Source organism: Gracilibacillus alcaliphilus, from assembly GCF_016909015.1.
In the GTDB taxonomy this organism is placed as follows: domain Bacteria; phylum Bacillota; class Bacilli; order Bacillales; family Amphibacillaceae; genus Gracilibacillus; species Gracilibacillus alcaliphilus.
The window spans coordinates 128,235-139,531 of the sequence record NZ_JAFBFA010000001.1 but is presented as its reverse complement, the minus strand read 5'-3'; the positions used below and the strand labels follow the sequence as shown (position 1 = coordinate 139,531).

Genomic DNA, 11,297 nt, shown 5'->3' with positions numbered 1-11,297 from the left:
CCATACGCTTTGTCGCATTATCAATTGAAAGAACTTTCTTTTATGTTTCTAGCTGTAGAAAGCAAACGAAATAAAAAAGCAAAACCCTGCCCCACACCAAGGTTTTGCTCGCTATTTCTTATGTTAACATCTCTGTTTTTATCTTATCCAGAATCTTTTTCTCAATCCGGGATACCTGCACTTGGGAGATTCCTAACCGATCAGCTACCTCTGTTTGCGTCTGATCTTTGTAATAGCGCAAATAAACAATCAAGCGCTCTCTTTGGTCTAGATCATTAATAATTTGTTCCATTGTCAGTTTATCAAACCAGTTATCATTCACATCAGCGATTTGATCTAACAAAGTAATGGGATCACCATCATTTTCATAGACAGTTTCATGGATGGATTGAGGTTTTTTTACCGCCTCTTGTGCATGGATGATCTCTTCAGGAGATAATTCTAATTCATCTGCAATCTCTTGAATGGTTGGCGCCCTCGATAATTTCTTGGTCAGATCATCTTGTGCACGTCTGATCTTATTGCCGATTTCCTTCAATGAACGGCTTACCTTTAAGGTGCCGTCATCACGGATAAAACGTTGAATTTCGCCAATAATCATTGGCACGGCATAGGTAGAGAATTTCACCTCATATCCCAAATCGAATTTATCAATCGATTTCAACAGGCCGATACAACCTATTTGAAATAAATCATCTTGGTCATAACCTCGATTTAAAAATCGTTGAACAACCGACCAAACTAAGCGAATATTCTTTTCCACGAGAATGGCCTTTGCTTCCTCGTCCCCTTGTTGGCTGAGGATAATATATTGCTTTACCTCGTGATCGCTAAGTGGTGATGTATTAGACATGCCTGTTTTCATAGAGGTCACCTGCCTAATTACACATCGTCTTGATTGTCTGAAATTGCTTAGTCATGTTTATTTTTGTTCCTTCACCAGGATGAGATGTGATCGTAATTTTATCCATAAAATTCTCCATAATTGTAAAACCCATACCGGAACGTTCTAATTCTGGTTTCGAAGTATATAAAGGCTCCTTGGCCAAATCAATATTGTCAATGCCAATTCCCTCGTCTTCAATTGTGATGGACAATAAATGATCGGTTAGTGAACAGGTAATATAAATATACTGTGTAGGATCCTCTTCATACCCATGAATAATTGCATTGGTTACAGCCTCTGATACTACCGTCTTTATCTCTGTTAATTCATCCATTGTCGGATCAATTTGAGAAACAAAGGCAGCCACTGTTACTCGCGCAAAGGCCTCATTGGCACTAATACTGGTAAACTTCAGTTCCATTATATTGTTCATGAGGCCACCCCCAGGCTAGACAACGCAAAGCGCTCGTCGGATTCTAACCGGACAATTTTGAATAATCCTGACATATTGAATAATCGCTTAACCGCAGAATTGATGGAGCAAACAATCATTTCTCCACCTAATTGTTTAATTTCCTTATATCGCCCCAATACAACTCCTAATCCCGAGCTATCCATAAAATGGAGCTCACTTAGATTCAATACGACGTGTTTAATGTTGTCGCTTGTCATCCTTTGCTGCCATTCTAATTTCAACTGTGCAGCTGAGTGATGATCTAATTCACCAGATAATCGAACAATTAAGACATTCTCAACGACTGTAAATTCTGATTGCAATTGCATGATAGTTCCCTCCAATATTCTTTGGTTAAATTCTTATTTTCTACCTTTGTCCTTCATTATCCTCCCACCTGACAAAACTAGAAGCAAATCGTCCAAACATGCAATTATTCGACCATCAACAATCTACAATGAGAAGAAAGAAGCAAAGGTTCGTTTAAATAATTGAAACAGGTTTGCTTTATCAAGATCTTCAGCCACGACTAAATCCGTTTCACTAATGGTCTCTTCCCCATCTGTTACAATGACCTGACCTACTTTTGTCCCCTTAGTTAACGGCAATTCTATATCTTGATCAATCGAAATTTTGGTATCTAGTTGATCCAGATCCATTCCTTTCGGATATAGAATCGAGACATTGTCATCCGTAATGATATCTATTGGCTGCTTATTTGCTTTGAACCATTCAAAGGATGTGACTGGTTGATTCTTTTCGTACAATTTCTTTGTCTCGAACTGGGAATAGGCATAGTCTAGTAATTGAGAAACATCACTATTTCGATTTTTAGTATTATCGGCCCCCATCACTACCGCAATGGTACGCATGCCATTCTTTTCTGCCGTAGCAGTTAAACAAAATTTTGCTTCACTTGTATAGCCAGTTTTTAAACCATCTACACCATCATAGAATTTCACTAATTTATTGGTATTAACTAACCAAAATTCATCCTCTGTTCCTTGGCGCAGATAATCTTCATAGATCCCAGTATACTCAGTAATTTCCTCGTGCTTCAGCAGTTCTTTTGCCATAACAGCCATATCATATGCTGTGCTGTAGTGATTTTCTGCTGGCAGACCAGTTGGATTCTGAAATTGAGTAGACGTCAGTCCCAGCTCTTTCACCTTATCATTCATCATCTTCACAAATGATTCTTCACTTCCAGCAATTCGTTCCGCCATTGCCATACTTGCATCATTTCCAGAGGCTACCGCTATCCCTTTTAGCAAGTCTTGAACAGTCATTTCTTCCCCAGCTTCTAAGAAAATTTGTGAACCGCCCATTGAAGCTGCATATTCACTAACTGTAACTTGTTCCGTTAAAGAAAGTTTCCCTTCATCCAAAGCTTCCATAATTAATAGCATGGTCATAACCTTCGTCATACTGGCAGGGGGAAGTTTTTCCTCTGCATTTTTATCATAGAGAATCGTACCGGTATCTCGCTCCATCAAAATAGCCGACTTGGAATGTTTGGCTAGTTCTAATCCATTGTCCTCCGCCGTCTCAGCCGTCTCTTTTTCTTGTGACTGTGCCCAAGTGATAGATGGATAAGATATAAAAATAGATAGTATACAAACTAAGCTAATGATTGATTTATTCAATCGCTTCACCTCCAGAATAGTAACAGTTCTATTTTCTCCAAATAAACCTATAAATATAACAAATAGAGGTATTTTATTTAGGAAAGTGACAAGTAAGTTAAAAATAGATAGGTGATAGAGACTAATGAAGATAAATGGCAATCATAAAGCACAAAAATGGCAACAAATGTTTTAACGTATGGTAGGTATCGTGAGCAAGGCAACCGCTGCTGCTGATCGTTTCGCTATGGTTTGATTCTACAACGCTTGGGAGTCTTAACATCTTAGAACATCTTCTGCTAAACAACAAAAAATGTCGCAAAATGCAATATTTACATTTTGCGACATTCATTTTTCTATTATCGGTTATTAACTTAGAGATAACATCACTTGCTTATTTCACTACTTCATAAATCATTTGTCGCGGCTTTGTCTTGTCCGGTTGAATTGTATACGCACTTCGAACGATATCAATGACTTGATCTGCTTGATCTTTCTCACTATGAAGGATAGCCAAGGTATCACCTTTTTCTACTTGATCACCGATCTTCTTCTTCAAGGTGATACCGACAGCATGATTAATCTGATCATCTTTTGTAGCCCGGCCAGCCCCTAAATGCATAGCAGCCAGACCGATTTTTTCAGCGGCCATTTCATGGATATATCCTGTTGCTGTTGCCTTGACTGCTATTTTATAAGCAGATTGTGGCAATAAATCAAAATTATCGATAAACGACGCCTCACCGCCTTGCGCCTCAATAAAGTCTCTAAAACATGCAAGTGCTTCGCCATTATCTAGTTTTTCTTCCAATGCTTGAACCGCTGTCTCATAATCTTCATAGATCCCAGCCAACACGGTCATATGTGCAGCCAATTCGATTGCTAACTCGCGCAGGTCATCAATCTTCTCACCTTGGAGTACCTGAACAGCTTCTTTTACCTCATTTGCATTACCTATTTCAAACCCTAACGGCTGGTTCATATCACTTATAACAGCAACCGTTTGTTTATTCAATTGATTACCTATCGTAACCATTGCCTCAGCCAAACGCTTGGAGTCTTCTAGTGACTTCATAAACGCTCCTGAACCCGTCTTGACATCTAAAACGATACTATCTGCGCCGGAAGCAATCTTCTTACTCATAATTGAACTGGCAATCAAAGGAATAGAATCGACAGTTGCTGTGACATCACGTAAAGCATATAATTTCTTATCAGCTGGAGCAAGATTGCCTGTCTGACCAACAACAGCTAACTTATGCTTGTTCACCGTATCAACGAATTCTTGATTGGTCAATTCCACTCGAAAGCCGGAAATGGATTCCAATTTATCAATTGTTCCTCCAGTATGCCCCAATCCTCTTCCTGACATTTTGGCTACAGGTACACCCGCCGCCCCTACCAGTGGTCCGACAATAAAGGTTGTTTTATCACCAACTCCACCAGTAGAATGCTTGTCCACCTTATGACCCTTAATCGAGCTTAAATCAATCGTATCACCTGAAGCCACCATATGCTTCGTTAGATTAGCAATTTCTTCCTGAGACATGCCCTTGTAATATATCGCCATCAGTAAGGCTGACACCTGATAATCAGGGATTTGATCATCTAGATAGCCCCCAATAAAGTAAGCAATTTCCTGATCGGTCAGTATTCCGCCATTTCGTTTCTGTTCAATAATATCAACCATTCTCATGTTACAAGCACCTCTTTCTATTCGATATCTTTTAAAAAGCTTGTGCCATATTTCGGCATTTGTACATTGAAATTAGCAGCAATGGTTGCCCCGATATCAGCAAAGGTTTCACGAATAGGCAGAGATTTGCCCTTTGTGATTTGTTTATGATACACAAGCAAAGGAACATATTCCCTTGTATGGTCGGTTCCGTGATGGGTTGGATCATTTCCATGATCAGCTGTAATAATCAGCAGATCATCATCCTTTAGCTTCTCCAGGACTTCAGGCAGACGTTTATCAAAAGTTTCTAGGGCAATCGCATAGCCATCAGGATCACGACGATGCCCATATTTCGCATCAAAATCAACCAAGTTTAAAAAATTCAAGCCGGTAAATGACTTGTCAATTGATTGTATGAATTTCTCCATTCCATCATCATTATCTGTTGTTCGGATTGCCTCTGTTACACCTTCTCCATCATAAATATCGGAAATTTTACCTAAAGCGATCACATCATACCCACCGTCTTCCAGTGCATTCATTACCGTATAGTCAAACGGCTTAAGGGCATAATCATGACGGTTAGCCGTTCTTTCAAAACGGCCAGGTTCACCGATAAACGGCCTTGCAATTACACGGCCAATCATATATTTTTCATCCAGTGTTAATTCACGGCAAATTTCGCAGATACGATACAGCTCTTCGATAGGGATGATTTCCTCATGAGCAGCAATTTGTAATACCGAATCGGCCGAAGTATAAACAATCAGTGCCCCGGTTTCCATATGTTCTGGACCGAGTTCTTTAATAATTTCCGTTCCAGAAGCAGGCTTATTGCCAATTACTTTCCGATTGGTACGCTGTTCAATTTCATCAATTAGCTCTTTGGGAAATTGTTCAAATGTACGAAAAGGGGTTTCAATCCGCAACCCCATGATTTCCCAATGGCCAGTCATGGTATCTTTTCCATTAGAAGCCTCTTGCATCTTTGTATAGTGTGCTTTGGGCTGGACTGATTTATCTATACCTTTAATTTCTCGTATATTACTTAAGCCTAATTGCCCCATATAAGGCATCTTTAAGCCATTGCGATGTTCAGCAATATGACCAAGCGTATCTGCTCCCACATCATTAAACTGGGCAGCATCCGGTGCTTCGCCTATTCCTACAGAGTCTAGTACAATTAAAAATACTCGTTTAAACCTTGTCATTTTTTTCCCTCCTACTGTTGTTTACCCGTTATTTACGTTAGTATACCATATGGAGCTATTTTCTAACCTTATTCATTATGCTGCTTTAGATCATTTATTTTGTTGGATGATTAGCGGAATACACAAGAATAAGGCATAGGCAAAAGTAAGCCAAGCGGTAAAGGCAATCAGCTGTGGCGCTTCTAATGAAGGAAATACTTGCTGATGATAAGATAACGTAATGGTATCCAGGATAAGGCCTGTGATTGTACCAATAATGCCAAACTTAGCTGCTGCATATTGCGTTACATCGAATCGCAGGTAGAGACTGGTAACCCCATATAACAAAACAGCGGTGCCAGCTAATAATAAGAACAGACGCAATAGATACCCCTCCTCACCTGGTACAGCTAACACCCTATCGCCAAATAATCTAAAAAATAACGTAGCAGCAAACCAGATTATCACTCCCCAAACAGCCGTAAAAACATAACGTCTCATCGGGATCCCCCCTGATTGTTGGGCAAGGCGTGAAGTCCTTTGATCAAATGTTCCAACTCTTGATATACAGTGTCGACTGGAAAATCCTTTTGCAGCAGTGTCTGTATGGCTAAGCCATCCACGACAGCATTTAGCAGTATACCCCATCCCTCTGATGAGACACCTTCTATAGGTGATTTTGCCCATAGATAAGGAAGATTGTCTGTTAATGCCTGATTCTCTATAGCAATAATTTCTCCCAGCTGGTCTCTTATATGCGGATTCGTAAAACTGGAGGCTACTAAGGAAAAAAACAATTTATGAAAAGGGGAATCATAGGTACAGCGGCTTTTGGCTGAGGCAATGGCTTGCTCCAGAATGAATTCATTAGGCTCCGATATATCTCGCAAGCTCGAAACAGAAATATCCTGTACCATTTCTAGTAATAGTTGTTCTTTCGTCCGAAAATGATAGTAGACAGTACCTTGAGTAACCCCTGCTGCTTCTGCTACACCTCTTAATGTGAATTTCTCAATCCCCTTTTCTGTTAAGGATTGTTTGGCATGGCGAATTAAATCTTCTTTACTGATTACATTTGGTTTAGCCATTTTATCACCTCTTATTAGTTAGTCGAATAACTAACTATATATTACCATGTTTCCCCACTCATCGCAATCTCGGCATACAAAAACACCACGACTGCTTGTATGTACGTGGTGTTTTATGCTCTGGGATGATGCGCCTTGTAAATATCCTTTAACCTTGACTTAGAGACATGTGTATAGATCTGTGTCGTCGAGATATCAGCATGACCAAGCATCTCTTGAACCGAACGCAAATCGGCACCATTTTCTAATAAATGAGTGGCAAAAGAATGGCGTAAGGTGTGTGGTGATAATTCCTTTTCAATCCCTTGCTCTGCAGCAATAGCCTTGATTATTTTCCAAAAACCCTGCCTGGAAATGGGATTGCCATGATGATTTACAAATACTGCTTCTGTCTGTTTTTGCTTCATTAATTCCGGACGGGCTGACTGGATATATAGCTCCAGAGCATCTCGTGCCACATCACCTAATGGAACAATCCGTTCTTTAGATCCTTTTCCAAAACAACGTACAAATCCCATAGTTAAATGTAAGTCATTCATGGTAAGGGATATCAGCTCCGTTACTCGCAGCCCGGTCGCATATAATGTCTCCAGCATGGCCTTATTTCTAATCGAGAACTTATCTGCTGCTGGAATATTCAATAGTTTATCGACATCATTAGGCGACAATACCTTAGGTAGCTTGCGGTTAGCCTTTGGTGTTTCAATGTGTAAACTAGGATCATCTTTCAACTGATATTCCCGAATCAGAAATTGGTGAAACAATCGTAAGGTGGACAACATCCGTGCAATGGTTGCAGAAGATTTGCCCTGATCATTCAGCTGATATAGGAATTGCATGATATCATGGCGTGTTACTTGATGCCAGTCCGTTCTCTGCTGCTGCTCACGTACAAACTGGTAATAATTGCTTAAATCCCTCTTATACGCTTGTAACGTATTATCCGATAATCCACGTTCAATTTGTAAATAGTGAAAAAATTCTTCTACTGGGTACTGCATTTCATCCATAATTTATTCTCCCAATCGAAAAAAAATACTAAGACGCTCCCACCAATCAGTTTCTTTGTTTTCCCCCATCACCTTAATGGCGTTACCTTGCGGGTATTCGTAACGATCTAATTTCTCATACTCGCTGTGAAGCCCCTTAATAACGTAATAAAATAACAGCGTACAAACTACAAAGATTACAAAAATCTTCATTACATCTAAACACAGTTTAACAAAACTTGGCATAATTATTCTCTCCTAATAGATAGCTTTATTCTATTAGAATTTATGCCATTAAATATACAAAATATACCTAGTTTGCAGCTAATTTTTTCGCTTCACAGTTTTGGCAAATTCGTTCCTGGCACGTCTGGCAAATGCCATGAAAGGTTAAGCGATGGTCTTTTACGATAAAGCCCCAGTCCGATTGGACAATACCTTCTACTTCTCCAAGCAGATCATCCATTATTTCCTCCACTGATCCACATTCTGTACAAACCAAATGATGATGAAAATGTTTCGCACCTTCTTTACGTAAGTCATAGCGTGAAACACCGTCACCGAAATTTATTTTATCGACGATTTCCAATTCCGTTAATAACTCTAATGTTCTATATACAGTTGCCAAACCAATTTCCGGCGACTTTTCCTTGACTAATAAATAAACATCTTCTGCACTTAAATGATCCTCTTCACGTTCTAACAGCACACGAACTGTCGCTTCACGCTGAGGTGTTAACTTATAACTTTGTGCATGCAATTCTTTTTTTATACGGTCTATACGATATTCCATTATGAAGACCTCCCTACATAAACAATTATAAATATTCTAATGTAGAGTGTCAATTAAGTTAATCATAAAAAGTTGGTAAGAATAATTATTTTTTTATAATTTTTATTAATTAATGAATCGATTGGATACCCACTTCAGGGATTCAAATGATACGAAGGACTCCATGAAAGCAGCTAAGCTTATGATGACCATAAAGCAAATAAAGGCCGTAGAATATCGGAAAAAACTTTGAACAATTGGCTGCTTATACCGCCTCGAAAAGATGCTTTGCAGAATCGAAATTGAGAATATCATTGCCAAACTGCAGGCAATAATATATACCGGAATGATAATCAGGTTCTGTGTCGCAATACTGGCGAAGGAAAACAGCAAACCTTGCCAGCCCAATTGATTGACAAAGAAACCAACGGTAAAACCAATTGCAACGCCCTTAACAAACAGAAGTACCCAAATAATCGGCACGCCAATAACCGCGATCCCTAAAAAGAAAATAAGCGCTAAAAATTGAATATGATAAAACAAAGCATTTTTAAATAACTCTAGTTGAGAAATGCTGTCTTCCTGTAAGTAGCCTAAGAAGAATCGTTCTAAATAAAAGAATAGATCTTCTTTTTGAATGAATGTCATACTGTTGACGATAATGGCACCAAATACGATGCCAGTAATGAACAGAATAACCGTAAATAAATAGATGGTATGGTATTTAACAATATGCTGAAGTATGGTATTTTGTTTTCTGGATAATTGCAATGGGTTCACATCCTCTGCTTTAGTTCTATTTCTACTCTATGATCATATCGATTAAAATAGAACCAAAGTAAGAACTGCCCCTTCTATTCCATCATTATCCTACCATAGCGCCCGCCTCCACCTTCTTGAATGGAGAGTTTTCCGTGACGCAAGGCGACAATCATTTTTGCTAGTTTAAGGGGAACCACAGTTTGCAGCTGTTCTTCTGGTACATGATGAATAATATTCATTTCCGTACCGAAGTGCTGTAATAATTTCTCCATTGTCTTCGGGCCTAAAGAAGGCAAATATTCTAATGGGACTTGGTATCGATACAATGGACAATCCGGCCGCTCCGAATGATTATCTGTTAATTCATTAATACGATCGCGCACACCTCTTATTGATTTACTTGAACCGCAGTTCTGGCATACATCCCCTTGTAAAGATGTCAGACAGTTGGCACAAACCGTCAGATAATACTTTCCTAATCGAGGGTTCATGCCAAAATTGGTAACCACCTTGCGGCCATTTTGTTGATACAAGGCTTGTTTTAATTCCGCAAAACTAGGCTCTTCTAACTGCAATAATTGATATTCCCGGGCAATTTTAGCAATTGAATGGGCATCAGAGTTGGTTAAAAAGGTATAGTGATGCAACTCACTAATTTGGTTTGCCATATGTGTGTCTGCACTTAACCCCACTTCTATCGCATCTATTCGTTCTGGATCTAAGACCTCAGTAAGTGAGGCTTTAACTCCTTTTCCATATAAACTTTTAAATGGTGTGAAGATATGAGCTGGGATAAATAATCCGTCCAATTGCTTGACCTTCTCTTGTAAAGACCGAGCAGTTCCGTAAAAACGCTGCGAACTTAACTCAATATTCTTCATGTGCTGTCTCAGCCATTGTGAAAATTCCCTCATTGTATCCAGAAACGGAAAATAACAAAGTACATGAATCGGCCCTTGGCAAGAAGCATCATAAATCTCTATCTCACTGCCTAAGATCAAGGTCGTATCTTTAAACTTAATCCCACCCTGACGTTTCTCATAAGCCAGTCCGTTGGCAATCAGTTCATCTATTTCTTTCAGTACTAAAGGGGCTTGACAGTCAATTACACCAATCAGATCAATCCCTTTTCGTTTACTTGCCTCATTTAAAATATTTGTGATCGTTAGATTTTTGGAAGCCGTTATTTTTACTGGCTTACCTGCTATATTTCTTCCCACATGGATATGAAGATCAGCAAAATAGTGTTGTAACATCATTACCTCAATCCTTGTAGTTTTAAATAGAAAATCGCATATACGGTTTTGGCGTCATGGATCTCTTGGTTTTCCATTAGCTTTTCCGCTTCTTCTAAAGTTAATTCCATAATTTCAACAAATTCATCTTCATCTAATAATTTTGGAGTATCTAATCGCTGGAGGTCATTGGTGAAATACAAGTGAACCAGTTCATCTGCAAAACCCGGTGATGTGTAAAAGGACTGAATGAGTTTCAACTGGTTGGTTGTATATCCTGTTTCCTCTTCTAGTTCTCGTATAGCAGTCATTTCCGGCGCTTCTCCCTCTTCCAGCTTACCAGCAGGGATTTCTACTAATGTTTTTTCCAATGGTTTGCGATATTGCTTCACAAATACAATCTTATCATCCCCTGTCACCGGAATAATCGCCACTGCGCCAGGATGTTTTACAATTTCACGGTTGGATGTTTCTCCATTTGGCAGACGAACTTCATCTACCTGTACATCGATAATCCTCCCGTTAAAAATCGGTGTCGTTGCTAGGGTTTTTTCTTCAAATTGACTCATTCGATAACTTCCTTTCTTAACTTAGCTTACTATCATTGTATTTCTTTCC

Annotated in this window: 14 protein-coding genes; all 14 read right to left on the bottom strand. The window is 39.2% G+C overall.

From position 1 onward, the window contains the following. Positions 1-118 precede the first annotated feature (118 nt). The 14 genes from sigF to JOD18_RS00700 all read right to left on the bottom strand — a co-directional run bounded on the left by sigF (position 119) and on the right by JOD18_RS00700 (position 11,248). Positions 119-865: an RNA polymerase sporulation sigma factor SigF gene (gene sigF / locus JOD18_RS00765; RefSeq protein ID WP_204666972.1), complete on the bottom strand. Its 747-nt coding sequence runs from the start codon at positions 863-865 to the stop codon at positions 119-121. Positions 866-878: 13 nt separating this feature from the next. Beyond that, positions 879-1,319 (bottom strand): anti-sigma F factor, encoded by a 441-nt coding sequence (gene spoIIAB, locus JOD18_RS00760; protein ID WP_204666971.1) that lies wholly within the window; start codon positions 1,317-1,319, stop codon positions 879-881. Then, on the bottom strand, positions 1,316-1,669 hold the full coding sequence (gene spoIIAA / locus JOD18_RS00755) for an anti-sigma F factor antagonist (protein ID WP_204666970.1): 354 nt from the start codon (positions 1,667-1,669) through the stop codon (positions 1,316-1,318). The genes spoIIAB and spoIIAA overlap by 4 nt, the downstream gene beginning before the upstream one ends. 123 nt (positions 1,670-1,792) lie before the next feature. Then, the gene (locus JOD18_RS00750) at positions 1,793-2,941 is read right to left on the bottom strand and encodes a D-alanyl-D-alanine carboxypeptidase family protein (protein WP_420827776.1); all 1,149 of its coding nucleotides are present in this window, start codon (positions 2,939-2,941) and stop codon (positions 1,793-1,795) included. A 418-nt stretch (positions 2,942-3,359) separates the two neighbouring features. Continuing rightward, positions 3,360-4,661 carry a pyrimidine-nucleoside phosphorylase gene (locus JOD18_RS00745; RefSeq protein WP_204666969.1) on the bottom strand — a complete coding sequence of 434 codons (1,302 nt, stop codon included), beginning with the start codon at positions 4,659-4,661 and terminating at the stop codon, positions 3,360-3,362. A gap of 17 nt (positions 4,662-4,678) precedes the next feature. Next, on the bottom strand, positions 4,679-5,854 hold the full coding sequence (gene deoB, locus JOD18_RS00740; RefSeq protein WP_204666968.1) for a phosphopentomutase: 1,176 nt from the start codon (positions 5,852-5,854) through the stop codon (positions 4,679-4,681). A 90-nt stretch (positions 5,855-5,944) separates the two neighbouring features. Continuing rightward, the gene (locus JOD18_RS00735; protein ID WP_204666967.1) at positions 5,945-6,334 is read right to left on the bottom strand and encodes a DUF5367 family protein; all 390 of its coding nucleotides are present in this window, start codon (positions 6,332-6,334) and stop codon (positions 5,945-5,947) included. Beyond that, a complete protein-coding gene (locus JOD18_RS00730) occupies positions 6,331-6,921 on the bottom strand; it encodes a TetR/AcrR family transcriptional regulator (RefSeq protein WP_204666966.1) in 591 nt (196 codons plus the stop codon). The genes JOD18_RS00735 and JOD18_RS00730 overlap by 4 nt, the downstream gene beginning before the upstream one ends. 113 nt (positions 6,922-7,034) lie before the next feature. Further along, a complete protein-coding gene (gene xerD / locus JOD18_RS00725; RefSeq protein WP_204667177.1) occupies positions 7,035-7,922 on the bottom strand; it encodes a site-specific tyrosine recombinase XerD in 888 nt (295 codons plus the stop codon). Positions 7,923-7,934: 12 nt separating this feature from the next. Then, positions 7,935-8,156 (bottom strand): DUF4227 family protein, encoded by a 222-nt coding sequence (locus JOD18_RS00720; protein ID WP_204666965.1) that lies wholly within the window; start codon positions 8,154-8,156, stop codon positions 7,935-7,937. Positions 8,157-8,223: 67 nt separating this feature from the next. After that, the gene (gene fur, locus JOD18_RS00715; RefSeq protein ID WP_204666964.1) at positions 8,224-8,703 is read right to left on the bottom strand and encodes a ferric iron uptake transcriptional regulator; all 480 of its coding nucleotides are present in this window, start codon (positions 8,701-8,703) and stop codon (positions 8,224-8,226) included. Between the two features lie 105 nt (positions 8,704-8,808). Beyond that, positions 8,809-9,462, bottom strand: a complete 654-nt coding sequence (gene spoIIM, locus JOD18_RS00710) for a stage II sporulation protein M (protein ID WP_338029469.1) — start codon at positions 9,460-9,462, stop codon at positions 8,809-8,811. A 74-nt stretch (positions 9,463-9,536) separates the two neighbouring features. Next, positions 9,537-10,700: an endonuclease Q family protein gene (locus JOD18_RS00705; protein ID WP_204667175.1), complete on the bottom strand. Its 1,164-nt coding sequence runs from the start codon at positions 10,698-10,700 to the stop codon at positions 9,537-9,539. 2 nt (positions 10,701-10,702) lie between these two features. Then, positions 10,703-11,248 carry an NUDIX hydrolase gene (locus JOD18_RS00700; protein WP_204666962.1) on the bottom strand — a complete coding sequence of 182 codons (546 nt, stop codon included), beginning with the start codon at positions 11,246-11,248 and terminating at the stop codon, positions 10,703-10,705. Positions 11,249-11,297: the final 49 nt, after the last annotated feature.

What these genes read in the sequence shown, in the direction of transcription:
- JOD18_RS00705 (WP_204667175.1), bottom strand. Translation starts at nt 10,700, where the DNA reads ATGTTACAACACTATTTTGCTGATCTTCATATCCATGTGGGAAGAAAT.
- spoIIAA (WP_204666970.1), bottom strand. Translation starts at nt 1,669, where the DNA reads ATGCAATTGCAATCAGAATTTACAGTCGTTGAGAATGTCTTAATTGTT.
- xerD (WP_204667177.1), bottom strand. Translation starts at nt 7,922, where the DNA reads ATGCAGTACCCAGTAGAAGAATTTTTTCACTATTTACAAATTGAACGT.
- fur (WP_204666964.1), bottom strand. Translation starts at nt 8,703, where the DNA reads ATGGAATATCGTATAGACCGTATAAAAAAAGAATTGCATGCACAAAGT.
- sigF (WP_204666972.1), bottom strand. Translation starts at nt 865, where the DNA reads ATGAAAACAGGCATGTCTAATACATCACCACTTAGCGATCACGAGGTA.
- JOD18_RS00720 (WP_204666965.1), bottom strand. Translation starts at nt 8,156, where the DNA reads ATGCCAAGTTTTGTTAAACTGTGTTTAGATGTAATGAAGATTTTTGTA.
- deoB (WP_204666968.1), bottom strand. Translation starts at nt 5,854, where the DNA reads ATGACAAGGTTTAAACGAGTATTTTTAATTGTACTAGACTCTGTAGGA.
- JOD18_RS00730 (WP_204666966.1), bottom strand. Translation starts at nt 6,921, where the DNA reads ATGGCTAAACCAAATGTAATCAGTAAAGAAGATTTAATTCGCCATGCC.
- spoIIAB (WP_204666971.1), bottom strand. Translation starts at nt 1,319, where the DNA reads ATGAACAATATAATGGAACTGAAGTTTACCAGTATTAGTGCCAATGAG.
- JOD18_RS00700 (WP_204666962.1), bottom strand. Translation starts at nt 11,248, where the DNA reads ATGAGTCAATTTGAAGAAAAAACCCTAGCAACGACACCGATTTTTAAC.
- JOD18_RS00745 (WP_204666969.1), bottom strand. Translation starts at nt 4,661, where the DNA reads ATGAGAATGGTTGATATTATTGAACAGAAACGAAATGGCGGAATACTG.
- JOD18_RS00735 (WP_204666967.1), bottom strand. Translation starts at nt 6,334, where the DNA reads ATGAGACGTTATGTTTTTACGGCTGTTTGGGGAGTGATAATCTGGTTT.